Source organism: Pseudomonas sp. (genome assembly GCF_030147005.1).
GTDB lineage: Bacteria > Pseudomonadota > Gammaproteobacteria > Pseudomonadales > Pseudomonadaceae > Aquipseudomonas.
The window spans coordinates 80,585-105,370 of the sequence record NZ_JASLAW010000165.1 but is presented as its reverse complement, the minus strand read 5'-3'; the positions used below and the strand labels follow the sequence as shown (position 1 = coordinate 105,370).

The following is a 24,786-nucleotide window of genomic DNA, read 5'->3' as shown; positions in this document are numbered from 1 at the left end:
CCGAGCAGACGTACAGCGCTATGTCTCTCGCTACAACATCAGCAGGCCTCACAGCTATAACGACTACCGGTCGCCGGTCATGAAGGAAAGGTTGGCGGCGTGAACCGTAATCAGTGTCCAAAATTACTTGACCAGTTCAGTCCGGCGCCCACTCAATGGTTCGCTACCTGCCGGGACGATTACTCGCTGATGAGAATATCTGCCCTGGAGCGACCTAGGGTATCAAGCGCATCTCGCGTAGTTTGTCGAACACGTCGAAAAACGCTTGATCGCTCGCCTGGTAGGCGGTGAAGCCCATGGCACGACTTTTCGACATGTCCGTGACAACTTCGATGGGTCGACCAAGGTCTGCATCGGTATGCCATGGCGATATCAAGCGACCCATATCGGATTCTTTCAGGCCGTGTTCCGTGACTATTTGCGTCCATATGGCCTGGTCGTCAGCCATCTGTTTCTCAAGTGGGGAGGGTGAGGCGGGATAATCGGCAGCGGACAAGTCGAAGTATTCGGCAATTCGGCTCCACATCCACTTCCAACGGAATATATCGCCATTAGTGACATTGAATGCCTGATTGGCCGCAGCCGGCGTGGTGGCCGCCCACAATTGTTGTTTCGCCAACTGCCGTGCATCCGTCATATCGGTGAGGCTTTCCCACTGCACTCTTGATCCTGGAAACACAAAGGGACGGTTAGTTTGTTTGCAAATCGAGGCATAGACGGCGAGGGTGGTTGCCATGTTCATCGCGTTGCCGACGGCAACGCCGGTAACGGTATGCGGGCGATGCACGCTCCAAGTGAAGCCGTCCTTTTCAGCAGCGGCGAAGAGTTCGTCCTCTTGGGCGTAGTAGAAATTTTCGATATCCAAACGACCCTGTTCTTCGCGAAATGGTGTGTGCGGGAGACTGCCTTTACCATAGGCTTCGAATGGGCCGAGGTAGTGTTTCAGGCCAGTCACCAACGCTACGTGCTGGACGCTTTTGGCCGGCCGAATGGTGCTTAGCACGTTGCGCACCATGGCGGCATTAACGCGAATGTTCTCGGCTTCCGTGGCTTGCCGGGACCATGTGGTAATGAACACGTGAGTAGGCTTCAAATTCGCCAGCGCCTGTTCCAGCGAAGCAGGATCCTGAAGGTCTGCCGCGACAGGAATTACGCCTTGCGCCTGCGACGGGTGCCTCGACAGCGCGGCGACCTGCCAGTTGTTGTCGACTAATAACTGAGTGATGGCGCTACCGACGATGCCGCTTGCGCCCACGACCAAAGCTGTCTGGGTCATACGTTTCTCCTGAATGTAGGTTTGGGAGTCCCGCCAAGCAACAGAGGTTCAACCTATCAGAAGTAGTGAGGCGGATATCGCCTGTGTGGAAGAACCGAAGCTGCGATGGAGAAGCGGTTGGTTGTGGCGATCGTGCTGGTGCGTCATAACGTCTGTGGTATCACATTTAACATAATATACATTATGCGAACCACCCTATACGGAGCTAGGGGGCTCTGGAGGCTGCTTTTCACCAGGTGATCGGCTGGCCAGGCCGAATTTCTCGCATGCGAGAAAAACACCGCTACGAAGATTACGATGGCCGCTGTGCTTCTGCCGCGGCATCAATACGGATTTTAGCGCGTGCAACAACGGCCATCGCTTCGGCAATAAACGCAGCGTCACCGGTGTCGTAAGCGTCAGCCAAAAAGAAAGCCATGGCTTCGGCATCAACCAGCGAGTCAGCTGGGTCATAATCATAAATTGGCTCTGTCATTGGATCACCTCGGGAGAAATCCGCTCAAGTCGCCATGCTTCCTGAAACATGGCTTTTAACGCAATCTGATGCTCCTTGGTGAAGCTGGAGGTTCCTTTGCGCAGGTAGGGATTTCGCCAATACTCGTTGCGTAACAACTGATGATATGAGACTTCCTGAGCGGTGATCGTGGGCCGATCGTGCCATAAATGAAGCCGTTTTAAGGCCAAGGTTGTAGCGGTTTGAAATGATCCAGGATGAATCTGTAATAGCCTCGACCGCTTCCGACAAGGCAGTACATTTCTCGCGGAAATGGGGAGTCAAAAGCCCCGCAGCAGCGATTGACTGAACAGCTTCAGCCTTAATCAAGGTGGCCAACGCTTTCTGCTTTTCAGTTCCCTGCATATTCATACTCTACATATTCCATAACCAGCGAGTCCGCTGGGTCGTAATCGTAAATCGGCTCTGTCATAAAATTCTTCCGGGGTAGCCATTCGTAAAAATTCTCGCATGCGAGAAATCCTGCAAGGCCGACATTGCCTCAAATTGAAAGATTGCAGTCATGCGTGAGCTAACCCTGGCTCACTTGGTGAGCTATCCCTAGCTCATTCTTGAACGATACCGTGCAAACTTGAAAGATAGCGATCAGAGATGAGCTGCCCCTAGTTCATTAGATGAGCTACCCTACCCCAGTCTTATGCAATTTATGAATAACTACACTAAATAGTCATTTAGTTGAGTTATATCCACCCTTATCAGCAAGAAAATCCTTAATACCCACCCGCCGCCGTCATCGCTCCGCCCACGATCGCAATTCCTGAGCTACTGCCCAAACGTGTCGCCCCGGCTTCAATCATCTTTAAAGCCGTCGGATAATCGCGTACACCGCCGGACGCCTTTACACCAACCCCGGCGCCCACGGTCTGGCGCATCAGTGCCACATCTTCGACCGTAGCACCGCTTCGGCTGAAGCCGGTGGAGGTCTTGACGAACGCCACACCCAAGTCGCGGCAGATTTCGCAGGCCTGGACCTTCTGCTTGTCGTCGAGCAGGCAGGTTTCCAGTATGACCTTCAACGGCACGGCGCCGCAGGCCTCGTGGACCAGGGCGATGTCTTCGCGCACGGCGTCCAGCAGCCCGTCTTTCAACCATCCGATATTGAGCACCATATCGATCTCCCCTGCCCCGGCGGCAATTGCCCGTTGGGCTTCGAAAGCCTTGGTATCACTCAGACCGGCCCCTAATGGAAAGCCCACAACAGCACAAATCACTACGGCTTTGTCGGTCAGGCACGACGCCGCGTAAGGTACTTGGCCCGAGTTCAGGCACACGGAATAAAAGCCGTGTTCGCGGGCTTCTTCGCACAAGGTTCGGATCTGCTCACGGGAGGCGTCAGGAGCCAGCAGGGTGTGATCGATGTACTTGGCCAATGCTGCGGATGGAAGATTGTTCATTTAACGAGTCCTTGCCTGTATGTTGCCAATGATTGTGGCGCGCTTGTCACAGTGCGCACATAAGATAGTTACAGTAATAACATTTGATGTTACTTAGTTAACAACAATCAACCTCTGGAATACTCGTGGACAGTAGAAAAGCCGAGCGACTGAAGCTCATTCAACAAGCCTTGCAGGACCAGCATGCCATTCACTTGAAGGAAATGGCCGCGCTGCTGGAGGTCTCCGAAATGACCCTGCGCCGCGATCTCAACCATTTCAGCGATCATCTGCGCCTGCTGGGCGGCTATATCACGCGAGTCGGCAACGAGGCCGGCGATTATCGCGTGGCGGAGCAGGACACGCGTCACGTTGAGGAAAAACGCCGCATCGGAAAGCTCGCTGCCCAGTTGATCCAGGCCGGTGACACGGTATTTTTTGACTGCGGCACCACCTCGCCTTTTGTGGTTGATTTCATTCCCGATGCGCTGGAGTTCACGGCGGTGTGCAGCTCGCTGAACGTGCTGCTCAAACTGCAGAACAAGCCCAATTGCCACATCGTGTTGTGCGGTGGCACCTTTCACCGCAAGAATCAGGTTTTTGAAAGCCGCGCCGAAAGCAGCATCCTCGACAGCGTGCGCCTGACATGGGCCTTTGTGACCGCTGCCGGCGTCAGCCAGGAATTTGGCGTGACGTGCTTCAACTTCAACGAAGTCGAGGTCAAGCAAAAAGTCATACGCCAGGCCCAGCAGCGCGTGCTGCTCGCTGATTTCAGCAAGTTCGACACGGTGCGCACCGCTCACTTCGCCGCCCTGGAAGACTTTCAGTACGTGGTCAGCGACAAGAAAATCCCCCGTGCCTACAAAGAAGTCATCCAGGCCAACGGCGCGCAATTGCTGGTCTAACCCAACAGCTTCTGCCGCTCCTGCGCACTCAAGTAACCGGTGGTGACACTGAACGAAGCGCTGGCTCCAGCCGCCAGCACACGCACGTGACCTTTGGCTTTCTCGGCGTTATAGCCCTCGGGTTCACAGGTGGACGGCAGTACGAACGCCGCGACTTGCTGATCCGGCGTGTACAGAATCCAACGCGCGGCGTGCTCGAACTGTTCGGGACGGTAACGGGTGTAAAACGCCGCGCCATCGGGATGATCGAGTAGAAAGTGCGCCTGGCCCGCGGCGTCAGTGCCAACACCATCAAAGAAAAACACGATCTCGGGGTCGTACAGTGACGGCTGTTCAAGGCAGGCCAACTGAGTCGGGTGCTCGGCCAGTCGGGCCATGTAGGCGCTCCAGGCTGGCGTCGGTTTGACGTGGTCCGGCACGCTGGTACGCAGGCGCAGGCGCTGCACGCCCAACGGTTCGACAAACCGCGCACCGGTCACAAACGCGTAGTTCATGTGGGCCATGTACATCAGGTCCATGGGCTTTCCGGCCAGGTTCGTCACGTCCATGTCGATATCGAACAAGGCCGAATCAGCGCGCAATGTGACGCTGGGGCAAGCCAGGTACCGATCGCCGAACCCTTTGGCATACTCATACGAGCCGCCCAGTCGCAAAAAGCCCTCGCCCACTTCCAGCCAGGCCGTGTCCAGGGGCGCGCAGGGCATTTCGCCGTGCAAGGCGTGCGTGTCGTCCGGCGTCGGGCAACCATTGCGCAGCAGGCCACTGTGAAACATGAAGCAGCCATAGGTGTCGATGACCGTCGGGCTGGGCCGAGGTTGCTCGAACAGGTTGCTCATGGTCAGGTTGCAACCGTCGAACTCGGCTGACCAGATCATCTGTCCCTGATAAGGCAGTACCACCAGCTTGCCACGGCTGTTCTCCAATCCCAGGGCCAACACACCGGACGCATAGGTCCAGGCGCTGACCTTGAATGCAGGGGATTGCAGGAGGATCTTTTCCTGCTCGCCAAACATCGCTCGGTACAGTGGGATACGTGTATTCATGAGGCCACCGCCCCGGTGGCGCCCGCCGGTACAGTGCCGGGTTGGCGCATGCACTTGAGCGCATACATCACGATCACGATAAAGCACAGTAACGGCACGCTGTAAGCCAGCTGCATGTTGCCGCCGCTGGCGTCGGACAGCAGGCCCTGGAAGATCGGGATCACCCCGCCGCCTACAATGCTCATCACCAGCAAAGAGCCACCGACACCGGTGTCTTCACCCAGGCCATCGATGGTCAGGCCGTAGATGGTCGGCCAGCAGGGGCCGAGGAAAATGCTCACGCCGACCGCTGCATACACCGCCGAAATGTTCGGCACCAGAATGGTATAGGCCAGCAGCACGATACACAGCACGCCGTAGATCGCCAGGACCTTGGCGGGGTGCAGCCGCCGCATCAACAGGTTGGCGATCAGCTTGCCGACAAAATACGCGGCAAAGGTGGTCAGCAAAAACCAGGAGGCGCTGCGCTCGTTCATACCGCCCATTTGCATGGCCAGGCGAATGGTGAAACTCCACACGCCGACCTGGGCGCCCACGTAAAGAAACTGCGCCAATACGCCAAAGGTAAAGCGTGGGTTGCGCCACAGCCGGCCCAGGCTCTGACGCAGACCGCCGGGCTTGCTGCCAGCGGGCTTATTGCCCTTGCAGGCGGGAAATCGCGTAATGGCGATCAGGATAAAGATCAGCACCAGCACGGCAATCATCCCCTTGTAGGGCAAGAGCGTGGACTGGATCATTTGCAACTGCGCAACCGCCGCCTCGGAAGCGCTCATCTGAGTCAGTTGTTCCGTGGTGGCGTCCGTGTCCTTGAACATCACAAAGCTGCCTACGTACACCCCGGCCATTGCGCCGAATGGGTGGAAGGTTTGCGAAATGTTCAAGCGTCGGGTCCCGGTTTCCCGTGGCCCCATCAGTGTCGAATAGGTGTTGCACGCGGTTTCAAGGAACGACAGCCCGGCGGCTATCACAAACAGCGCCAACAGGAACATGCCGTACTTGGCCGTGGACGCCGCCGGAAAAAACAACAGGCAGCCGAACATATACAGCAGAAGGCCGATCAGGATCGTGCTCTTGTAGCTGAAGCGACGCACCACCATCGCGGCCGGGATCGCCACGAAAAAGTAGCCCAGGTAAAACGCCGACTGCACAAAGGCGGTCTGGAAATCACTGAGCAGAAACGCTTTCTTGAAGTGGGCGATCAGCACATCGTTCATGCTCGCCGCCGCCGCCCACAGCGCAAAGATGCTGCACAGCAGGATAAAGGCGAACCAGGGCGTGCGGTTCAGGTAGAAGCCATCGGGAGTCGGTTGCAGCGCAGGTTTGTTCATTATTGTTCTCCGGGCTGGGTGGGGTGTTACTGCTGTTGCTGGAAGCGCGTGAGCGTTTCGTGGTCGGGATAAGACGTTTGCGTACCCAGTGCCATGACCGAGCACGCGGAATACGCCACCGCCTGTTCAACGGCCTGGCGGATATGGCCGTCGCGGTTCCAGTGGTGAATGAAGCATCCGATAAAGGCATCGCCGGCCCCCGTGGTATCACGGGCCACCACCTGTACGCCGGGCACATGGAATTCGCCCTCTTCGCCCACGTACAACGCACCGTGTTCGCCAAGGGTGACGATCACGTGGCGAATACCGCTGGTGACCAGGCTGCGCGCGGCGGCCCGGGCCGAGGCCGGCGAGTTCACGACGTGACCGGTGATCAGCGCCAGTTCCGATTCGTTGGGGATCAGAAAGTCCAGGCGCGCCAAATGCTCGGCGCTCAACCCGGTCAGCGCCGGTGCCGGGTTGAGCAGCACCGCGATAGCGTGTCGGTGAGCGAATTCGATGGCGTGGTAGACCGTCTCCACGTTGATCTCCAACTGCAGCACGATCAGCGTGCACTCACGCAGGTCGGCTGCAGCGGCATCGATGTCCGCCGGCGACAGATGCGCATTGGCGCCTTTGACGATCAATATGCTGTTGTGCGAGTCAGTTCGCACGAAGATCGGCGCGACGCCACTGGAAACACCCGGCACGCGCTGCACGTAACGGGTGTCGATGCCAAAGCGTTGGAAGTTGGCCACCGTGTTGTCGGCAAACATGTCGTCGCCGACCTTGCTCAGCATCAGGACATCAGCCCCTAACTTGGCGGCCGCGACGGCCTGGTTGGCCCCCTTGCCGCCGCAACCGAGCGCAAAACCCGGCGCTTCGAGGGTCTCGCCCTGGGCCGGCATGCGGTCGATGTAGGTAATCAGATCAACCATATTGCTGCCGATGACTGCGATCTTGCTCATTGCTATTCCACCTTGTTACGGCACGAGGCAAAGCGTGCCGCTCTTGTTTTGTTATTTAAATAACATTAGGTGTGAATATTCAATCTTTTTTTGTGGGATCGGATCAATGAGACCCGCGAATGGGCAGGCGCATAAGGACGCGCTCACACAGAGGGCGTCCAGGCAACATGGGTCGAGCCGTGACCTTGAGCCGTTGCCGGATGGGTTTACCGGTTCTCCATGCAGCGGACAAAAAAAACCGGCCTCAGGGGCCGGCTGTTGATCAACAGGGTTACACGCTGAACCGATCCACCGACTGCGACAACTTCCCGGCCAGGCCGGCCAGCTCATCGGTGGTCGCGGCTGTTTCACCGATGACGCGGCTATTGCTTTGCGACATACCGGCGATCATCTCCACTTGATGGGCAATCTCGTTGCTGGCCAGGCTTTGTTCGCTGATGGTGCGGGAAATATCATTGACCAGCTCCGTGGTGTTGAGCGTGGCCTGGAGGATCTCGCGGATCGCGCGCTCCACTTCTGCCGTGACGGCCATGCCCTTATCCACTTGAGCGACGCCCTCCTCCATGCTGGTCACCGCTTCCCGAGTGTTCTGCTGGATACGCCCGACCATGCTGGCGATTTCCTGGGTCGAGGCGCTGGTGCGTCCGGCCAGGCTGCGCACTTCATCGGCAACTACCGCGAAACCACGGCCCTGCTCACCGGCGCGGGCGGCTTCGATGGCGGCGTTCAGAGCCAGTAAGTTGGTCTGGTCGGCGATGCCTTTGATCACTTGGATAATGCTGTAAATGGCCTCGGACTCTTTGTCCAGCGCGCGAATCACCTGGGCCGATTGTTGGGCCGAGCGTGCGATGCCGTCCATGTCGCTGACCACTTGATGAATGATGCGGCCGCCGTCCTTGGCCAGGGTTTCAGCCTGGTTGGCCATGTCCAGCGCATGTCCGGCATGGCGTGTGATTTCTTCGATACTGGAGGTCATTTCACTTGCGGCGGCGGCCATGGTACTCGCGGCCGCGCTTTGCTGTTGACTGCTGCCCGCCACTTCATGGCAGCCCCGGCTCAGTCGTTCGCTCACGGTATTGACGCCCTGGGCATTGCTGCGCACTACGTCGATCATGCTGCGTAAATCCCGCTGCATGGTGGCCAGGCTGCGAATCAGCGTGCTGGCTTCGTCCTGGTTGCGGGGCTCGACAATCGGCTCGCTCAAGTTGCCACGGGCGATGCTGTCGGCGATGCGGCTGGCGCTGCGCAATGGCCCCATGATGCTCAGGATCACCCAGCGTCCTTGTGCCAACAGCAGCAAAAGGCTGGCGCCCAGTACCACACCCAGGATCCAGTTGGCATTGCTGATGGCATGCCGAGTGCCGGTGCTGGTGTGCAGGGTATGGCTTTCGATCCGTTCACTCAGCGCGGCCATTTGGTTCTCCAACTGACGGAACGCCGCATTGAAAGTCTCCAGCTCCCCGCGCGCCGCGTCGGGGTTGGTCAAGGCCAGCGCGACGATGCGCTCCCCGGCGCTGATATAAGTGTCCAGGCTGGGTTTGATTTTTTCCAGGCTGGCCTTGATTTCATCGTCCACTGGCAGATTGAAGTTATCGGCCACTACCTGACGAAAATGTTCGGCATGTTCTTTGAGTGAAGTATTGACCTCAGCCTGGGTGCTCGTGCTTTTGCCCAGCCCAACCAGCATGGCGGACAACACATCGGCACGCAGGGCGTCGTGCATCATGTCGGCTTCCATATGATTGCGCAGCACCGTCATGCTTACTTCATTGTCCTGCACCGCGGCGCCCATACGGGTGTTTCCCAGGTAGCCGGCCAGGCTCATGATCAACGCGGTGAGCAGCCCGGTCGCAATCAACAGCATCAAGCGTAGTTTGATCGTCATCTAGTATCCCCGTACCTGGACCGCCGGTTGGGAAACCAACCGTTCGAGCGCGTCATTAGTACCGTTATCGGCACCGGTACCCGTTAGTGAAGCCTAAGTTTGCGGATCTGCGCGAATCCCTTAAGCTGAGCGTCTTTTGCTCTGCCCGGACCTGCCAATGCCTCGAAGCATCGCCCACCTCGCCCTGCTGCTGGGCTTGATCACCGCCGTCGGCCCGTTTGCCATCGACAGCTATTTGCCAGCGTTGCCAACCCTTGGCGCCAGTCTTCACGCTTCGCCGGCCGCCGTGCAGATGAGCCTGACGGTGTTTTTCATGATCATCGGCGTGTGCCAGCTGTTCTACGGCCCGATCAGCGATGTATTCGGACGTAAATTGCCGATTTATGTGGGGTTGGTGATCTTTACCGTCGGTAGCATTGGTTGTGCATTAGCGCCGACGATCGAGGTGCTGATTGGCTTTCGCGCGGTGCAGGCATTTGGGGCCTGCGCCGGAATGGTAATTCCACGGGCGATTGTCCGCGACCTGTACACCGGCCATGAAGCCGCGCGTTTGATGGCGTTGTTGATGCTGGTGATGAGCGTCTCCCCGATCCTTGCGCCATTGGCCGGCAGCCTGGTGATTTCGATCTGGAGCTGGCGTGAAGTGTTTGCGGCATTGGCGGTGGTGGCGCTGCTGTGCCTGGTGATGACGATCGTGCAATTGCCGGAAACCCACCCGGCAGAGCGTCGACTGGGCAAGACCCTGGGCAACGCAATCGGCAGCTACGGCGCCCTCCTCCGCGACCCGGTGTTCACCGGGTTGTCGGTGGTGTGCGGTTTCGGCATCGCCACGTTCTTCGTGTTTATCGGCAGCGCGCCCTTCGTGTACATCGAATACTTCGGCCTGACGCCGACGCAATTCAGCCTGTGCTTCGCACTGAATGCGGCCTCGTTTTTTGCCATGAGCCAGCTGACGGCGCGCCTGAGCGCCCGCTTTGGCCTGCCGGCGCTGATTCGCTGGTCGGTGATTGCCGTGGCAGCCGTGATGGCGTTGCTGGCGGCCACTACGCTGTGGGGCAATCACCTGGCCTTGATGATGACCCTGCTGTTTATCGGCTTCGGCTTTCTCGGCCTGTTGTTACCGGCCGCCGGCGTGTTGTCGCTGGAAGATCACGGTGCGGTGGCAGGTTCTGCGTCTGCCCTGCTTGGCGCAATTCAGATGGTCACCGCCGCTGTGGCCATGACGCTCGTGGGGCTGTTCGCCGACCATACGCCCGCGCCGATGCTGGTAGGCATCGCGCTGTGCGCGGCCGCTGCCATGCTCACGGTGCTGTGGACGCTGCGCCGCTTGCCACCGCACCTGGCGAACGCCTGATCATCGCGTAACGCCTACAAGTCAAACCGATCCACCGCCCGCCGCCGCTCGTTGTCGTCACGCACGTCATAGCTGGCGGTGGTCTGGATATTGGTGTGGTGGGCCAGCTTTTGCGCAATCGACAGGTCATGCTCCTCGATCACCCGCGTGATGAACGAGCGGCGGAAGTCATGGGGCATGATCTTCACCCCCACCTGGTCGCCGCGCTGGCGAGCGATGTAGTAAATCGCGTGCTTGGTGATGCGTTCCCGAGTGATATGGCTACCGCGGCGAATGCGGTTGAACAGGAATGTGTCGTCCTGCTCGCCTTCCTTAAGGTGTTCGCGACGATAGTCCAGCCATGCCTGCAGCTTGGCGAATGCCCATTCCGGTGCGTACTTGATCAGTTCCTTGTTGCCTTTGCCGATCACGCGCAAGCTGCGTTGCTCAAAATCGATCTGCGCCAGGTCAAGGTTGACCGACTCCGACTTGCGCATGCCCGAGCCGTACAGGATGCCGATGACAGCGGCATCGCGCAGGCCTTGAGGGCGAGGGTCGGCGGCGCAGACGTCCATCATTTCGCGGATCAACGTACGGCGCAGGTTACGTCCCTGCCCCAGACGCGTACCGGACGCAGCCTTGACCGAACGCATCTTCAACAGATGCTCCTGGCTGATCAGGCTCAGTCGCCACGCTTCATTCATTACGCCGCGCACGGCATTCACATACAGCGATGAGGTGTTCGGCGCATAGCCGTCCTCGCGCAGCGCGGCGACCAGGGCAATCACTTGTTCGGGTTGCAGCAGGTGCCAGTCGATGTCTTCGAGGTTGACGTCTTCGAAGCCCAGGCGGTCGGCAGCGTCCTGCAGCACATAACGCATGGTCAGTTGGCTGGAGGGCGCAAGGCGGGTGAGGTAGAGGGTCAGCGGGTTGCGGATGGACTCATTCAAGGTAGATCAGCCTTTGGATTAAATATCTTAAGTAATCCGTTGATTAATCGCGATATTTATTGAATTGGCGAGGGCCGAGTCTATCGCAGTAGCGGCCCTGCCATCAAATCACGGCGCCGCGCCTTCTTCCTCCGTGGGCTGTTGAGGTTGGCTCTGGGACTGGCTCCAATCGGCGTCCTGTTTTTGCATCAGCGTAAACCAATGTCGGCGCATAAACGTCAGGTAGCTGTCCGGCGCGCCGGCAAAATCCTTTTCGTCACGGTAGCAGCCTGGCAGCGGCAGCTCCGTGCCCTGCTCCTTGTACTGGCTGACCAACGCCTGTTGCGCGGCAACGCTGCAATCGGTCGGCAACGGCATGCCCCGCAGGGCGCCCGCGTCCTCGTCCCACCAGGCGGCGCCGTAACGGTCGACGCCGCGCAGGCGATACTTCTCTGACTTGCCCACATGCATGATCAACTTGAATTCATTTGGGCTGACATCGCTGGTACAGGTGCGCGAGTAGCCGACAGTCGCCTGGGTATTGCCATCCCCCAGCAGGTCGGTGACCTGAGTGGCCGCCGTGTCAAAGTGCAGCCCGGCGTCGAATTCGCACTGGCGCACGTCGTCGTACAGCATCCACACGCGTTTGGGATGTTCGCCTGCCAGCAGATACTGGGCCGCATAGACAAAGGCCGACTGGGTGCCATCGTCGTCCCGCTCGCTGACCTGTTCGGCCAGCACCAGCAGGTTCTTGCCTTGGCGGTCGTCCCAGGTATAAGCGGCGATCTGCTTGCCGCGTACTTCGATGCCATCGGGTACCTGGTCGATGCTGGCCAGGGCCACGCCCTCATCGGCTTGCGCCGCTGTGACACAGGCAACACACACCAACAACCCCATCAACACCGGCCGCAACTGGCCGCGTAAAAGCTGCACGCTATTCATCCGAGTACCCTGGCAAGAGATGGCTTACTTTACCGGCACTTGAAGGGCAATGCAGAGAAGTTTGTTGAATACCTGCATGGGGGCCGGCGCGCGTGCTGATCAAGTGAACCAAACGTCCGGCGGCCGGGCCCTATTTCGGTGGAAAATCACAGGTTTTAACACCTTGGCGACATAGCTGAACCCTAGCTGTCTACCTGTCAAATAAACGAGTTTTTCATCCGCCTTTCATATTCGTTGAACATTTTTACGCTTAACCTTGTATGCAACACTTCAGAGCAATCCGGGGTTTGTCGACTAAGCTATTGATTACGCTTTATCTTTAGCGCCGCTTTGTCATCTGCGGGCTGTAATTTTGCCCAATAATCGCTGCAGTTTTCGCGCTCCAAGTTGCTCCAGCCTGAGGTCATGAATCTTTGAAACCCTATCCTATTCATTGCGTATCGATCGTTATCCCGGTCTACAACGAACAAGAGAGCCTGCCCGAATTGCTGCGTCGCACCACCGAAGCCTGCAACCAGTTGGCCTACGAATACGAAATTATCCTGGTGGATGACGGTAGCCGCGACAATTCGGCGCAATTGCTGGAAGACGCCGCCGCTGAAGATGGCAGTAACGTGGTGGCGGTGATTCTCAACCGTAACTATGGCCAGCATGCCGCAATCATGGCCGGTTTCGAACAGTGCCGGGGCGAGGTGGTAATTACCCTCGACGCCGACCTGCAAAACCCTCCGGAAGAAATCCCGCGCCTGGTGGAGCAAGCTGCGTTGGGCTACGACGTGGTCGCCACGGTGCGTAACAATCGCCAGGATTCCGCATTCCGCCGCTGGCCTTCGCGTCTGATCAACCTGGCCGTGCAGCGTTCCACCGGCGTGGCCATGACCGATTACGGCTGCATGCTGCGCGCCTACCGCCGCACCATCGTCGACGCCATGCTTGCCTGCCGCGAGCGCAGCACTTTTATCCCGATCCTGGCCAACGGCTTCGCCCGTCACACCACGGAAATTCTGGTGCACCACGCCGAGCGTGAACACGGCGAATCCAAATACAGCGCCATGCGCCTGATCAGCTTGATGTTCGACCTGCTCACCTGCATGACCACCACGCCGTTGCGCCTGCTGTCCATCGTCGGTTTCAGCCTGGCGGCGCTGGGTGTGCTGTTTGCCTTTGCGCTGATCGTCATGCGCCTGGTCTTCGGTGCCGATTGGGCGGGCGACGGCCTGTTCGTGCTGTTTGCCGTGCTGTTCGTGTTCACCGGTGGCCAGTTCATCGGCATGGGCCTGCTGGGCGAGTACCTGGGCCGCATGTACAGCGATGTACGCGCCCGCCCGCGTTTCTTTATTGAAAAAGTGCTGCGCAACCAACCGGCAGCACCGGCTCCCGTGGTCGTCGTTGATGGCCTGGTGTCTTCCCATACTTCTACTTCTTCTTCCGATCAGGTCCAGTCATGAGTTCAAAAGCCGTTGTATTCGCCTACCACGATATTGGCTGTGCAGGCATTGAAGCCCTGCTCGGCGCGGGTTACGAAATCGCTGCAGTGTTCACTCATGCCGATGACCCCAAGGAGAACAACTTCTACGGCTCCGTCGCTCAGTTGTGCGCCCGCAACGGTATTCCGGTGCACGCCCCGGAAGACGCCAATCACCCGCTGTGGGTCGAGCGCATCGCCAAGCTGAACCCGGATTTCATCTTTTCGTTCTACTACCGCAACCTGCTGAGCGAACCCCTGCTGGCCATCGCCCGCCAAGGCGCATTCAACCTGCATGGTTCGCTGCTGCCCAAATACCGTGGCCGCGCGCCAGCCAACTGGGTGCTGGTCAACGGTGAAACCGAGACCGGCGTGACCCTGCACCGCATGGTCAAGCGTGCCGACGCCGGCGCGATCCTGGCTCAACAAAAAGTCAATATCGAGCGCAGCGACACCGGCCTGAGCCTGCACGCCAAACTTCGTGATGCCGCCAGCACCCTGCTGCGCGACGCCCTGCCGCAACTGGCCCAGGGCAAGCTGGCTGAAACCGCCCAGGATGAAAGCCAGGCTACCTGCTTCGGCCGCCGTACCGCCGCCGATGGCAAGATCGACTGGAAAAAGCCCGCCGAGGAACTGTTCAACCTGGTCCGTGCCGTGACTCAGCCTTACCCTGGCGCCTTTTGCGCCGTGGGCGAGCACAAGCTCATCGTTTGGCAGGCGGACGTGGTCAAGGGCAACGAAGGCCTGGCGCCCGGCCGCGTGATCAGCGTCAACCCGCTGCGCATCGCCTGTGGCGAAGGCTCTCTGGTGGTCAAGTTCGGCCAGCGCAACGACAACGGCCTGTACCTGGCGGGCCCTTCCCTGGCCGATGAACTGGGCCTGGTGGATGGCTCCGTGCTGCGCGGCGCCGAGTCGGGCCGCACGCCACGCCGTACCCGCGTACTCATCCTGGGGGTGAACGGCTTTATCGGTAACCACCTGTCCGAACGCCTGCTGCGCGACGACCGCTACGAGGTCTACGGCCTGGACATCGGCTCCGACGCCATCGAGCGCCTGCGCAGCCACCCCAACTTCCATTATGTGGAAGGCGATATCAGCATTCACACCGAGTGGATCGAGTACCACATCAAGAAGTGCGACGTGGTGCTGCCGCTGGTGGCCATCGCCACGCCGATCGAATACACCCGCAACCCGCTGCGCGTGTTCGAGCTGGATTTCGAAGAAAACCTCAAGCTGGTGCGCTACTGCGTCAAGTACAACAAGCGCGTGATCTTCCCGTCGACCTCCGAAGTCTATGGCATGTGCCAGGACCAGTACTTCGACGAAGACACCTCCAACCTGGTGGTGGGCCCGGTCAACAAGCAACGCTGGATCTACTCGGTGTCCAAGCAACTGCTCGACCGCGTGATCTGGGCCTACGGCGACAAGGGCCTGAAATTCACCCTGTTCCGTCCGTTCAACTGGATGGGCCCGCGCCTGGACCGCCTGGACTCGGCGCGTATCGGCAGCTCCCGTGCAATCACCCAGTTGATCCTCAACCTGGTGGAAGGCACGCCGATCCGCTTGTTCGACGGCGGCGAGCAAAAGCGTTGCTTCACCGACATCGCCGACGGCATCGAAGCCCTGGCGCGCATCATCGATAACGACAAGGGCGTCTGCGACGGCCAGATCATCAACATCGGCAACCCTGAAAACGAAGCCAGCATCCGCCAGTTGGGCGAAGAGCTGCTGCGTCAGTTCGAAGCTCACCCGTTGCGCCACAACTTCCCGCCGTTCGCGGGTTTCCGCGACGTAGAGAGCAAGGCGTTCTACGGCACCGGTTACCAGGACGTGGCGCACCGCAAGCCGAGCATCGAAAACGCCAAGCGCCTGCTGAACTGGGAGCCGACCGTTGAGATGAGCGAGACCATCGGTAACACGCTGGATTTCTTCCTGCGTGAAGCAATGCTTGAAATCGCGGACAAAAAGTAATGAAGGCAGGCCTTCGCATCGACGTCGACACCTACCGTGGCACCCGTGATGGTGTGCCGCGGCTGCTCGAGTCCCTGGACGAAGCCGGGGTCAAGGCGACGTTTTTCTTCAGCGTCGGGCCGGACAACATGGGGCGCCACTTGTGGCGCCTGATCCGCCCGCAGTTTCTGTGGAAAATGCTGCGTTCCAATGCTGCCGGCCTGTATGGCTGGGACATCTTGTTGGCCGGCACCGCCTGGCCGGGCAAGCCGATTGGCCGCGACCTGGGGCACTTGATGCGCCAGGCCAAGGCCGCAGGGCATGAAGTCGGCCTGCACGCGTGGGATCACCACGGCTGGCAGGCGAATACCGGGCGCTGGAGCGACGTGCAGCTGGTGGAGCAGATCCGACGCGGCGTAGACACCCTCAGCGACATCCTCGGTGAACGTATCGACTGTTCAGCGGCTGCCGGTTGGCGTGCCGACGAACGCGTGGTGCAAGCCAAACAAGCCTTTAACTTTCGCTACAACAGTGATTGCCGGGGCACCAGCCTGTTTCGACCGACCCTGGCCGATGGCAGCGCGGGCACCCCACAAATTCCGGTAGACCTGCCGACCTTCGACGAAGTCGTCGGCCCGGTAGTGGCTGCCAAAGACTACAACGCTTTCATCCTTGATCGGTTTAGCGCGTCGAAGCTCAACGTCTACACGATCCACGCAGAAGTCGAAGGGATTCTGATGGCCAATGATTTTCGCCAATTGCTCGCCCAGGCAGGCAAGCGCGGCATTGATTTCAACCCCCTGGGCGACCTGTTGCCCGCCGACGTGGCCACCCTGCCCCAGCAACAGCTGGTGCGCGGCGCATTGGACGGCCGCGAAGGTTGGCTCGGAGTGCAGCAAGCATGATCCGCCGCTGGGCATTGCCCCTGCTCCTGTTGGCGTTTGGCGTGTTTTATCTGTTACCGCTGGCAACTCACGGCCTGTGGATTCCCGATGAAACCCGTTACGCGCAAATCAGCCAGGAAATGCTGCTGACCGGCAAGTGGGCCTCGCCGCACTTCATGGGCATTCGCTACTTCGAAAAACCCGCAGCGGGCTACTGGATGATCGCGCTGGGCCAGGCGATTTTCGGCCAGAACCTGTTCGGCGTGCGCTTTGCTTCGGCCTTGAGCACCGGCTTGAGCATTCTGCTGGTTTACCTGATGTCCCGCCGGTTGTGGAACGACCCACGCAAGAGCCTGGTCAGCAGCGTGCTGTACATGAGTTTCGTCAGCGTGGCGATGCTCGGCGGCTATGCCAACCTGGACCCCCAGTTCACCTTCTGGGTCAACCTGACAGGCGTCGCGTTGTGGTTCTGCTTCGACAGCCGCACGCAGCGTGCTCGGTTGTGGTCCTGGGCCTTGCTGGGCCTGGCCTGCGGCATGGGGTTCATGACCAAAGGGTTCCTGGCGTGGTTGCTGCCGGTGTTGATCGCCCTGCCCTATGCCCTCTGGCAGAAACGTTCGGTCGAAGTGTTCAAGTTCGGCCCTGTGGCAGTGGCTGCGGCGGTCCTGGTCAGCCTGCCCTGGGCATTGTCCGTGCACCTGCAGGAACCGGATTACTGGCACTTCTTCTTCTGGCATGAGCATATCCAGCGCTTCGCCGGTGAAGACGCCCAGCACGCCGAGCCGTTCTGGTATTACCTGCCGCTGCTGGTGGCGTTCGCGCTGCCCTGGGTGGCCCTGTTGCCGTCCAGCCTCAAGCAGGCGTGGCTGGACAAGCGCCTGCCGAAAACCGCGTTCCTGCTGCTGTGGCTGCTGATGCCGCTGGCATTTTTCAGCCTGGCCAAAGGCAAACTGCCCTCGTACATCATGCCGTGCCTGTTGCCTCTGGCATTGTTGATGGGCTCGACCCTGAGTGACAAGCTCGCTCAGGGCCGTGGCCGTGTAATGCGCATCAACGGTTGGCTGAACGTGGCGATCGGCGCGCTCGTCCTGTTGGCACTCATCGGGTTCCAGTTGAAAAAGCCTGTGTACGAACCCGGCGAGGAAACTCTCAGTCTGGTGCTGGTATTTACCTGCTTGTTCGGCTGGATACTGGCCAATCTGCTGCAAGCGGCACGCCCGTTGAAAGCGTGGGCCGCTCCGCTGATCGGCAGCGGTTTGCTGGTCACCCTGCTGCCCGCCGCCCTGCCCCATTCGGTGGTTTATAACAAAACTCCGGACCAGTTCATCATCGATCATGCCGAAGAACTCAAGCCCTCCATTGCTCTGTTGAGCAACGACCTGGGCGCATCGGCGGCGCTGTCATGGCGACTGAAACGGCCCGACATCACCCTGTACAACACGTCCGGCGAGGTGAAATACGGCCTGGCTTACGCAGATACCGCCCATCGTCTGGTCGACCGCAACCAAATCCAGGCCTGGATGGCGCAAACCCGCCTCAGCGGTGCCGTGGGCGTTGTGATGCGGGTCAATAGCCAAGGCGAAAAGGAAGAACTCGCACTGCTGCCCCCGGACGGCAAGCGGTATGCGCAGGGCAACATCGTGATCCTGATTTTCCCGCAGGTCGCGCAATGATCACCCTGCTCCTATTACTCACGGCCTGCCTGCTCACCTGCATGGGCCAGGTTTCGCAGAAATTTGCCGTGGAAAGCTGGCGCGAATTGCCCGCCGGCTGGGCGCTGAAGCTGCGCTCGCCGTGGTTGTGGTCGGCGCTGATGTGCCTGGGCCTGGGCTTGCTGGTGTGGCTGCTGGTGTTGCAGCGCCTGGAAGTGGGCATTGCCTACCCCATGCTCAGCCTCAACTTTGTATTGGTCACGCTGGTGGCGCGCTTTGTCTTTGCTGAACCGATTGATGGGCGTCACTGGTTGGGCGTGCTGCTGGTCATTGCAGGTGTTGTTCTGCTGGGGCGCCAGGTATGAGCCGGATGCGCGGTTTCGCCCTGGCCCTGGGCAGTGTCGGCCTGGTCAGCGCGGCCCAACTGGGCATGCGCTGGAGCATGACGCGTCTGCCGCTGCCCGATGAGTGGCTGAGCGCCTTGAACGCCGGCAGCATCGACCTGAGCGCCCTGGGCGTGGTGGCCGTGGCGATCATTGCCTATGCGCTGTCCATGCTTTGCTGGCTCGGCGCGCTGAAGCATTTGCCCCTCGGGCGCGCTTACTCGCTGCTCAGCATCAGCTATGCGCTGGTGTACCTGCTGGCCGCCTGCCTGCCGGTGTTCAACGAACACTTTTCGTTTTCAAAAACCCTGGGGGTGGCCTTGGTCGTCCTCGGAGTACTGGTTATCAACTCTCGTCGTGCTAGCACCTCAAGTCCCAGGAATACCCCATGAAAATCAGTGTATTTGGTAGTGGTTACGTCGGTCTGGTACAGGCCACCGTATTAGCCGAAGTCGGTCACGATGTTATTTGCATGGACGTTGACCAACGCAAAGTCGAGTCGCTGCAGAAGGGGCATGTGACCATCTTCGAGCCGGGCCTGGCGACCATGGTCAAGGAAAACCTGGAAAGCGGACGCCTGCATTTCACCCACGACGAAAAACTGGCCGTCGAGCATGGTGAAGTGTTGTTCATCGCGGTGGGCACGCCGTCGGACGAGGACGGTTCGGCCGATCTCAAATATGTGCTGTCGGTAGGCGATGCGGTCGCCCGCCATCGCGTGGCGCCGGTGATCCTGGTGGAGAAGTCCACCGTGCCCGTGGGCACCGGCGACACCCTGCGCGACCACATGCACAAGAACCTGCGCGCCGCCGGCCGTGAGCTGCAGTTCGATATCGTCTCCAACCCGGAATTTCTCAAGGAAGGCTCGGCCGTGGCCGACTGCCGCCGTCCGGACCGCATCATCATCGGCTGCGAACGCGAAGAAGTGCGCGAAGTGATGCGCGACCTGTACGCGCCGTTCAACCGCAACCATGACCGCATCATCTTCATGGACGTGCGCAGCGCCGAACTGACCAAGTACGCCGCCAACTGCATGCTCGCCACTAAGATCAGCTTTATCAATCAGATCGCCGAGCTGGCCGAACACCTGGGCGCCGACATCGAAGCCGTACGCCTGGGGATTGGCGCCGACTCGCGTATCGGCTACCACTTCATTTATCCGGGTTGTGGCTATGGCGGCTCATGCTTCCCCAAAGACATGCGCGCGCTGATCCACAGCGCCAAGCAAGCCAACTGCTCCAGCGACCTGCTGGAAGCGGTGGAAGCGATCAACCAGCGTCAAAAAAGCAAACTGTTCGAGCGCATCAATGCGTTTTTCAAAGGCGACCTGCGCGGCAAGACGTTCGCCTTGTGGGGCCTGGCCTTCAAACCCAATACCGACGACATGCGTGACGCGCCGAGCCGCGTACTGATGGAAGCACTCTGGGCCGCCGGCGCCAACGTACGCGCGTTCGACCCCGAAGCCATGCAGGAAACCCAGCGCATCTATGGCGACGACCCTAGGTTGATGCTGATGGGCACTCCGGAATCCACCCTGGGCGGCGCCGATGCGCTGATCGTCTGCACCGAGTGGCAGCAATTCAAGGCGCCGGACTTCGACCTGATCCACCAGCGTCTGAAAACCCCGGTGATCTTTGACGGCCGCAACCTGTACGACGGCGAACGCCTGACGCGCAAAGGCTTTAAATACTTCCCGATCGGTCGCGGTGACTCCTGCGAGCTGCCGATCCCCCAGCAAAACTGGGTGCAACAGGCCAAGGCAGGCTGATAGGTGAACAAAGCGCTTCCGCCCCTGCTCAGTCCAACGATCCGTTTACAGTCACTGGGTTTGGGGCTCTTGGCACTGCTGCTGTTCATCGCCGGCAACTGGCACCAGGCGATTATCGGCTTCGACTCGCGCTTCGTGGTGTTCGCCCAGGAGATGCTGCGCCATGGGCCGAGCTTCTTTCCCACCACATACGGCCAGCCCTATGCTGACTACCTGGCCACATCGACCCTGCTGACCTGGCTGTTGTCCTTGCCATTGGGCCAGGTCACCAGCCTCACGGCCTGGTTGCCCAGCGCTGTCGCGGCGGCGTCAATCGTGGTGTTGGTCTATCGGCTCACCGCGCCCTACTCCGTGCGCTGGGGCCTGCTGAGCATCGCAATGTTGCTGCTCAGCAGTACCTTTATCAGCGAAACCCGCGCCGTCTCCCTGGACCAGATGCTGGCAGCGGTGACCCTGGCGGTGTTCTACCTGGGTTATGCCTATGATCATTTCTCCGCGGCCAAGCGCCTGCATTGGGTATTTGCGCTGCTGATACTCGGCTTTGCGATTCGCGGGCCGATCGGTCTGGTCATTCCTGCCGGGGTGCTGTGCAGCTACTACCTGGTCAGCCGTCAATGGCGTTCGTTGTTCAGCTTCGGGCTGCTGGCGTTGGCATTGCTGGCGGCGTGTATCGGCCTGTTGTTGCTGCTGGCCAAGCTCAGCGGTGGCGAAGATTTTATGCATGACGTGGTTCGCATGCAGTTTCTGGGGCGCATGGATGGCAGTGAAGGCTCCGGCGGCGTGCTGTATTACTTCACCAGCTCCATCGGTAACTACGCGCTGGCCTACCCGGTGGCGCTGCTGGTGTTGCTGGCCGTGCTGGTCGGCGGCCGCCGAGCGCCGGACCCGGCATTGAAGCTGGTGCTGTACTGCGCGGCGGCGGGTGCGCTGGTGATGCTGGGCTTGTCGGTGCCTCAGGCAAAAAAGGCGCGTTATATCCTGCCGATGCTGCCGATGGCCGCAATCATCGCCGCGTATCCGTTTCAGGTCGCCCAAGGCCGTCTATTCAGCGGGTTGCGCGGCTTGATACGGGGTTTGTGGACGCTGCTACCGGCGCTGTTGGCGGTGGGCCTGATTGCTGCGCGACGGCGTTACCCGGACCTGCTGGCCGATCTGGGGCCGATCTTCGGCGCGCTGGCGCTGCTTCAAGGGCTGGCGCTGCTGGCCCTGTTCAAGGCTCGACTAAACTCGGTGGGCCCGGCCTTCGTCGCGGTGGTAGCGATCTGGATGACTTACATCATGGTGGTCGAACCCCTGGAGCGCAGCCTATACGACACCCGCACGTTCACCCTGGCGGCCAAAGCGCAGATCCTGCAACAACCGGCGCCGTTGGTACTGCATGCGTTAGGCAAAGACGCCAAGGCCATCAAGTTCATGGTCAACTTCGATTGCGACAAGGTCCCGCTGTTTACCCAACTGCCCGCCGAGCTCAAGCCTGTTCAGGCCCCGGCCTGGCTGGTGATGAGCCAGGCCGACTTCGAAAGCCTGCCTGACCCGCGCTTGCGTTCGCTCACGCCAACGCTCACCGGGGCGTTCGACAAGACCCCTTATGTGTTGCTGCATCTGGAGAAAACCCCGCCTCCTTGATGGTGTTTCCAGCAAACACGTAAGAAAAAACGCCCACTTGTAAACAGTGGGCGTTTTTCATTTGAATTACCCAGAAAATACCTACAGCCCTTTACGTAAGGGCCGGTCCTCTGTGCCTTCCGGCGCCTTTAACCCAAATGTAGACTCGCTTGCCAAGTGCATTATTTATTTACCACCCGTATCAGGGTCTGTTTAAACAGCTCTGGTTAGCGACCCTGCATAACAACAAGGAGGGCAATGCCGTGCGAGAAAATGGATTACCTGTAGCTGCGCCGAGGCTGGATCGGTTGAGGGGGTTACGCGACGCATTGGTGGCGTTGAAGGGGCCATTGGCCAACGAGCCGGGCATGCAGGAGAATTTGCAAAAACGCTTGTTCAACGAGGAAGTCGACAGTCGTGTACTGGGCAAGATCAGCACGCCGGAATGCCAGAGCGCCGGTCAGATATTTTTTGGCGAAGTCCCATTAAATACATAATTTCTGCATTTAACCTTCATTAATATGCATTGGCGTCGCTGCAACTCAGTTGGCACACTGCACGCGTTCCTTCCCCCAATGTTGGAACTTTCAAAGGGCTTTCCCGGGAAACCAGGCAGGCCTTTTTTTCGCCCTCCGTTTCAGGACCTCTTTTCAATGCTCGCTCGCTGGTTACCTGCTGCCATCAATACCCGCCCCTCTGAATGGAGCCGCGCCGCCATCGGCATGGCTCTAGGCACAATGCTCAGTGTCTGGGTGTGTGCCCAAGTGTTTGGCATGGAAGTCGCCCTGCATCTGCTCGGGCCACTGGGGGCGTCGGCGGTGTTGTTATTCGCCGTGTCATCGGGCGCACTGGCGCAACCGTGGTCGATCATGGGCAGTTACCTGTGCGCGGGCATAGTTGCATTGCTGGTGGCGCGGGTATTGGGACGCACCCTGGGCAGCGCTTGCCTGGCGGCGGGCATGACGGTGGTGCTGATCTGCTGGCTACGCTGCCTGCACCCGCCGGCCGGAGGCCTGGCCATGACCCTGGTATTGGCCGACCCGGCCTCCATCGCCCTCGGCTGGCACGAGCTGGCACCGGTCATGCTCGGCGCCGGTGCCCTGCTGACCTGCGCGTTGGCCTATAACAACGCCACCCGCACCCGTTATCCCAAGGGGCTTGGCGAACCGGCGCCGGTGCCGGTGGTGATCGGCAGCGCACCGGTGACCGACCCCGCCATCACCGCGGCCGACCTCAAGCTGGCACTGGCCGATATGGAGCAGTTCTTCGACGTCGAGCCCACGGCGTTGGAGCAGCTGATTCATGCAGCCGAAGGCCATGCGCGACGCCGCAGCATCGGCGAGGTCCTGGCCAGCCGCGTGGTTTGACGGGCTCTGCATAAATGCAACAACGACCTGCATGATTCCGGGTTGTACGCGGCAAATTTGCACTGGTACGATCACGCGATCGTTCGCCTCTGAACATTTTGACAAAGAATAATAAAAGCAGGGAGTTAGTGATGACTGCTCAGGTATCCTCCGAAGCAAGCCACACCGATATTCAGCAACAGGAAGTACTGAGTGAGGTGCGTAACCATATCGGTTACCTGACCCTTAACCGCCCCGCCGGTTTGAATGCCATCACCCTGGACATGGTGCGTCTGATGAAGACGCAGTTGCAGGCCTGGGCCGATGACCCGCAGGTATACGCCATTGCGCTGCGCGGTGCCGGCGACAAGGCCTTTTGCGCCGGCGGCGATATCCGTTCGTTGTATGACAGTTTCAAGCGTGGCGACACCTTGCATGAAGACTTCTTCGTCGAGGAATATGCACTTGATCTGGCAATTCATCATTACCCCAAACCCGTATTGGCATTGATGGACGGCTTCGTCCTCGGCGGCGGCATGGGCCTGGTGCAAGGCGCCGACCTGCGCGTGGTGACCGAGCGCAGCCGCCTGGCGATGCCGGAAGTGGCCATCGGGTATTTTCCGGACGTGGGTGGCAGCTACTTTCTGCCGCGCATCCCTGGGGAGCTGGGGATTTACCTTGGCGTTACCGGGGTGCAGATCCGTGCAGCGGATGCCCTGTACTGCGGCTTGGCGGATTGGTACCTGGACAGCGGCAAACTGACGGAGCTTGCGCACACTCTCGATAACCTGCAGTGGCGCGACTCTCCGCTCAAGGACCTGCAAGGCGTGCTCGCCAAGCTGGCCGTACAGCAATTGCCCGATGCCCCGCTGGCAGCCTTGCGCCCGGCCATCGACCATTTCTTCGCCTTGCCGGACGTGCCGAGCATCGTCGAGCAGATGCAGCAAGTCACCGTTGCCGACAGCCACGAATGGGCCCTGACCACCGCCAACCTGATGCAAACCCGCTCGCCCCTGGCCATGGCCGTCACGCTGCACATGCTGCGCCGTGGGCGCCACCTGCCGCTGGAGCAGTGCTTTGCCCTGGAGCTGCACTTGGATCGGCAATGGTTCGCTCGCGGCGACCTGATCGAAGGCGTTCGCGCGCTGATCATTGATAAGGATAAAAACCCGCAGTGGAATCCGCCCACCCTGCAAGGGCTGGACGCCGACCACATCGAAAGCTTCTTCCGCGACTTCGTGCAGATTGAGAAATAAGC

The 24,786-nt window shown here is 59.7% G+C and carries 23 protein-coding genes; 13 read left to right on the top strand and 10 right to left on the bottom strand.

What is annotated here, in order from left to right:
* Positions 1-214: 214 nt before the first annotated feature.
* From Q1V60_RS15385 to deoC, 4 genes are all read right to left on the bottom strand, one after another.
* Positions 215-1,276 carry an SDR family oxidoreductase gene (locus Q1V60_RS15385; protein WP_300631814.1) on the bottom strand — a complete coding sequence of 354 codons (1,062 nt, stop codon included), beginning with the start codon at positions 1,274-1,276 and terminating at the stop codon, positions 215-217.
* Positions 1,277-1,568: 292 nt separating this feature from the next.
* Positions 1,569-1,751 carry a hypothetical protein gene (locus tag Q1V60_RS15380; RefSeq protein WP_300631812.1) on the bottom strand — a complete coding sequence of 61 codons (183 nt, stop codon included), beginning with the start codon at positions 1,749-1,751 and terminating at the stop codon, positions 1,569-1,571.
* 24 nt (positions 1,752-1,775) lie between these two features.
* On the bottom strand, positions 1,776-2,141 hold the full coding sequence (locus Q1V60_RS15375; protein ID WP_300631810.1) for a hypothetical protein: 366 nt from the start codon (positions 2,139-2,141) through the stop codon (positions 1,776-1,778).
* A gap of 359 nt (positions 2,142-2,500) precedes the next feature.
* A complete protein-coding gene (gene deoC, locus Q1V60_RS15370) occupies positions 2,501-3,184 on the bottom strand; it encodes a deoxyribose-phosphate aldolase (protein ID WP_300631808.1) in 684 nt (227 codons plus the stop codon).
* A gap of 125 nt (positions 3,185-3,309) precedes the next feature.
* On the opposite strand from deoC, the gene deoR reads away from it, so the two are divergent.
* On the top strand, positions 3,310-4,068 hold the full coding sequence (gene deoR, locus Q1V60_RS15365) for a DNA-binding transcriptional repressor DeoR (protein WP_300631807.1): 759 nt from the start codon (positions 3,310-3,312) through the stop codon (positions 4,066-4,068).
* Here the strand turns inward: deoR and Q1V60_RS15360 are convergent.
* The 4 genes from Q1V60_RS15360 to Q1V60_RS15345 all read right to left on the bottom strand — a co-directional run bounded on the left by Q1V60_RS15360 (position 4,065) and on the right by Q1V60_RS15345 (position 9,271).
* Positions 4,065-5,111 (bottom strand): aldose 1-epimerase family protein, encoded by a 1,047-nt coding sequence (locus Q1V60_RS15360; protein ID WP_300631805.1) that lies wholly within the window; start codon positions 5,109-5,111, stop codon positions 4,065-4,067. The genes deoR and Q1V60_RS15360 overlap by 4 nt on opposite strands.
* Positions 5,108-6,439, bottom strand: a complete 1,332-nt coding sequence (fucP, locus tag Q1V60_RS15355) for an L-fucose:H+ symporter permease (protein WP_300631803.1) — start codon at positions 6,437-6,439, stop codon at positions 5,108-5,110. Before fucP ends, Q1V60_RS15360 begins: the two co-directional genes overlap by 4 nt.
* A gap of 26 nt (positions 6,440-6,465) precedes the next feature.
* Positions 6,466-7,386 carry a ribokinase gene (rbsK, locus tag Q1V60_RS15350; protein ID WP_300631801.1) on the bottom strand — a complete coding sequence of 307 codons (921 nt, stop codon included), beginning with the start codon at positions 7,384-7,386 and terminating at the stop codon, positions 6,466-6,468.
* Between the two features lie 271 nt (positions 7,387-7,657).
* Positions 7,658-9,271 (bottom strand): HAMP domain-containing methyl-accepting chemotaxis protein, encoded by a 1,614-nt coding sequence (locus Q1V60_RS15345; RefSeq protein WP_300631799.1) that lies wholly within the window; start codon positions 9,269-9,271, stop codon positions 7,658-7,660.
* A 157-nt stretch (positions 9,272-9,428) separates the two neighbouring features.
* Here Q1V60_RS15345 and Q1V60_RS15340 point away from each other — a divergent pair, with 157 nt between their 5' ends.
* Positions 9,429-10,625, top strand: coding sequence for a multidrug effflux MFS transporter (locus Q1V60_RS15340; protein WP_300631797.1), 1,197 nt, complete (start codon positions 9,429-9,431; stop codon positions 10,623-10,625).
* A gap of 14 nt (positions 10,626-10,639) precedes the next feature.
* On the opposite strand, the gene Q1V60_RS15335 is transcribed toward Q1V60_RS15340, so the two are convergent.
* Both Q1V60_RS15335 and Q1V60_RS15330 read right to left on the bottom strand, forming a co-directional pair.
* Complete coding sequence (locus tag Q1V60_RS15335; RefSeq protein ID WP_300631795.1) at positions 10,640-11,554, bottom strand: tyrosine-type recombinase/integrase; 915 nt, start codon at positions 11,552-11,554, stop codon at positions 10,640-10,642.
* Between the two features lie 108 nt (positions 11,555-11,662).
* A complete protein-coding gene (locus Q1V60_RS15330) occupies positions 11,663-12,475 on the bottom strand; it encodes a M949_RS01915 family surface polysaccharide biosynthesis protein (protein ID WP_300631793.1) in 813 nt (270 codons plus the stop codon).
* A 413-nt stretch (positions 12,476-12,888) separates the two neighbouring features.
* On the opposite strand from Q1V60_RS15330, the gene arnC reads away from it, so the two are divergent.
* The 11 genes from arnC (at position 12,889) to Q1V60_RS15275 (ending at position 24,784) form a co-directional block, all read left to right on the top strand.
* Positions 12,889-13,923, top strand: a complete 1,035-nt coding sequence (arnC, locus tag Q1V60_RS15325; protein WP_300631791.1) for an undecaprenyl-phosphate 4-deoxy-4-formamido-L-arabinose transferase — start codon at positions 12,889-12,891, stop codon at positions 13,921-13,923.
* Positions 13,920-15,911, top strand: coding sequence for a bifunctional UDP-4-amino-4-deoxy-L-arabinose formyltransferase/UDP-glucuronic acid oxidase ArnA (arnA, locus tag Q1V60_RS15320; protein ID WP_300631789.1), 1,992 nt, complete (start codon positions 13,920-13,922; stop codon positions 15,909-15,911). Before arnC ends, arnA begins: the two co-directional genes overlap by 4 nt.
* A complete protein-coding gene (gene arnD / locus Q1V60_RS15315) occupies positions 15,911-16,795 on the top strand; it encodes a 4-deoxy-4-formamido-L-arabinose-phosphoundecaprenol deformylase (RefSeq protein ID WP_300631787.1) in 885 nt (294 codons plus the stop codon). The genes arnA and arnD overlap by 1 nt, the downstream gene beginning before the upstream one ends.
* Complete coding sequence (arnT, locus tag Q1V60_RS15310; RefSeq protein WP_300631785.1) at positions 16,792-18,447, top strand: lipid IV(A) 4-amino-4-deoxy-L-arabinosyltransferase; 1,656 nt, start codon at positions 16,792-16,794, stop codon at positions 18,445-18,447. Before arnD ends, arnT begins: the two co-directional genes overlap by 4 nt.
* Positions 18,444-18,791, top strand: coding sequence for a 4-amino-4-deoxy-L-arabinose-phosphoundecaprenol flippase subunit ArnE (gene arnE / locus Q1V60_RS15305; RefSeq protein ID WP_300631783.1), 348 nt, complete (start codon positions 18,444-18,446; stop codon positions 18,789-18,791). The genes arnT and arnE overlap by 4 nt, the downstream gene beginning before the upstream one ends.
* The gene (gene arnF, locus Q1V60_RS15300; RefSeq protein WP_300631781.1) at positions 18,788-19,201 is read left to right on the top strand and encodes a 4-amino-4-deoxy-L-arabinose-phosphoundecaprenol flippase subunit ArnF; all 414 of its coding nucleotides are present in this window, start codon (positions 18,788-18,790) and stop codon (positions 19,199-19,201) included. The genes arnE and arnF overlap by 4 nt, the downstream gene beginning before the upstream one ends.
* The gene (locus Q1V60_RS15295) at positions 19,198-20,577 is read left to right on the top strand and encodes a UDP-glucose/GDP-mannose dehydrogenase family protein (RefSeq protein WP_300631779.1); all 1,380 of its coding nucleotides are present in this window, start codon (positions 19,198-19,200) and stop codon (positions 20,575-20,577) included. The genes arnF and Q1V60_RS15295 overlap by 4 nt, the downstream gene beginning before the upstream one ends.
* A gap of 3 nt (positions 20,578-20,580) precedes the next feature.
* Positions 20,581-22,203 carry a phospholipid carrier-dependent glycosyltransferase gene (locus tag Q1V60_RS15290; protein WP_300631778.1) on the top strand — a complete coding sequence of 541 codons (1,623 nt, stop codon included), beginning with the start codon at positions 20,581-20,583 and terminating at the stop codon, positions 22,201-22,203.
* A 287-nt stretch (positions 22,204-22,490) separates the two neighbouring features.
* Positions 22,491-22,679 (top strand): hypothetical protein, encoded by a 189-nt coding sequence (locus Q1V60_RS15285; RefSeq protein ID WP_300631822.1) that lies wholly within the window; start codon positions 22,491-22,493, stop codon positions 22,677-22,679.
* Between the two features lie 156 nt (positions 22,680-22,835).
* The gene (locus Q1V60_RS15280) at positions 22,836-23,549 is read left to right on the top strand and encodes an HPP family protein (protein WP_300631777.1); all 714 of its coding nucleotides are present in this window, start codon (positions 22,836-22,838) and stop codon (positions 23,547-23,549) included.
* Positions 23,550-23,680: 131 nt separating this feature from the next.
* The gene (locus Q1V60_RS15275; protein WP_300631776.1) at positions 23,681-24,784 is read left to right on the top strand and encodes an enoyl-CoA hydratase/isomerase family protein; all 1,104 of its coding nucleotides are present in this window, start codon (positions 23,681-23,683) and stop codon (positions 24,782-24,784) included.
* Positions 24,785-24,786 lie beyond the last annotated feature (2 nt).

Excerpts from the sequence above, each read along its gene's own strand:
- Q1V60_RS15385 (WP_300631814.1), bottom strand. The coding sequence starts at position 1,276 with ATGACCCAGACAGCTTTGGTCGTGGGCGCAAGCGGCATCGTCGGTAGC.
- Q1V60_RS15380 (WP_300631812.1), bottom strand. The coding sequence starts at position 1,751 with ATGACAGAGCCAATTTATGATTATGACCCAGCTGACTCGCTGGTTGAT.
- Q1V60_RS15375 (WP_300631810.1), bottom strand. The coding sequence starts at position 2,141 with ATGAATATGCAGGGAACTGAAAAGCAGAAAGCGTTGGCCACCTTGATT.
- deoC (WP_300631808.1), bottom strand. The coding sequence starts at position 3,184 with ATGAACAATCTTCCATCCGCAGCATTGGCCAAGTACATCGATCACACC.
- Q1V60_RS15360 (WP_300631805.1), bottom strand. The coding sequence starts at position 5,111 with ATGAATACACGTATCCCACTGTACCGAGCGATGTTTGGCGAGCAGGAA.
- fucP (WP_300631803.1), bottom strand. The coding sequence starts at position 6,439 with ATGAACAAACCTGCGCTGCAACCGACTCCCGATGGCTTCTACCTGAAC.
- rbsK (WP_300631801.1), bottom strand. The coding sequence starts at position 7,386 with ATGAGCAAGATCGCAGTCATCGGCAGCAATATGGTTGATCTGATTACC.
- Q1V60_RS15345 (WP_300631799.1), bottom strand. The coding sequence starts at position 9,271 with ATGACGATCAAACTACGCTTGATGCTGTTGATTGCGACCGGGCTGCTC.
- Q1V60_RS15340 (WP_300631797.1), top strand. The coding sequence starts at position 9,429 with ATGCCTCGAAGCATCGCCCACCTCGCCCTGCTGCTGGGCTTGATCACC.
- Q1V60_RS15330 (WP_300631793.1), bottom strand. The coding sequence starts at position 12,475 with ATGAATAGCGTGCAGCTTTTACGCGGCCAGTTGCGGCCGGTGTTGATG.
- arnA (WP_300631789.1), top strand. The coding sequence starts at position 13,920 with ATGAGTTCAAAAGCCGTTGTATTCGCCTACCACGATATTGGCTGTGCA.
- arnD (WP_300631787.1), top strand. The coding sequence starts at position 15,911 with ATGAAGGCAGGCCTTCGCATCGACGTCGACACCTACCGTGGCACCCGT.
- arnT (WP_300631785.1), top strand. The coding sequence starts at position 16,792 with ATGATCCGCCGCTGGGCATTGCCCCTGCTCCTGTTGGCGTTTGGCGTG.
- arnE (WP_300631783.1), top strand. The coding sequence starts at position 18,444 with ATGATCACCCTGCTCCTATTACTCACGGCCTGCCTGCTCACCTGCATG.
- arnF (WP_300631781.1), top strand. The coding sequence starts at position 18,788 with ATGAGCCGGATGCGCGGTTTCGCCCTGGCCCTGGGCAGTGTCGGCCTG.
- Q1V60_RS15295 (WP_300631779.1), top strand. The coding sequence starts at position 19,198 with ATGAAAATCAGTGTATTTGGTAGTGGTTACGTCGGTCTGGTACAGGCC.
- Q1V60_RS15280 (WP_300631777.1), top strand. The coding sequence starts at position 22,836 with ATGCTCGCTCGCTGGTTACCTGCTGCCATCAATACCCGCCCCTCTGAA.
- Q1V60_RS15275 (WP_300631776.1), top strand. The coding sequence starts at position 23,681 with ATGACTGCTCAGGTATCCTCCGAAGCAAGCCACACCGATATTCAGCAA.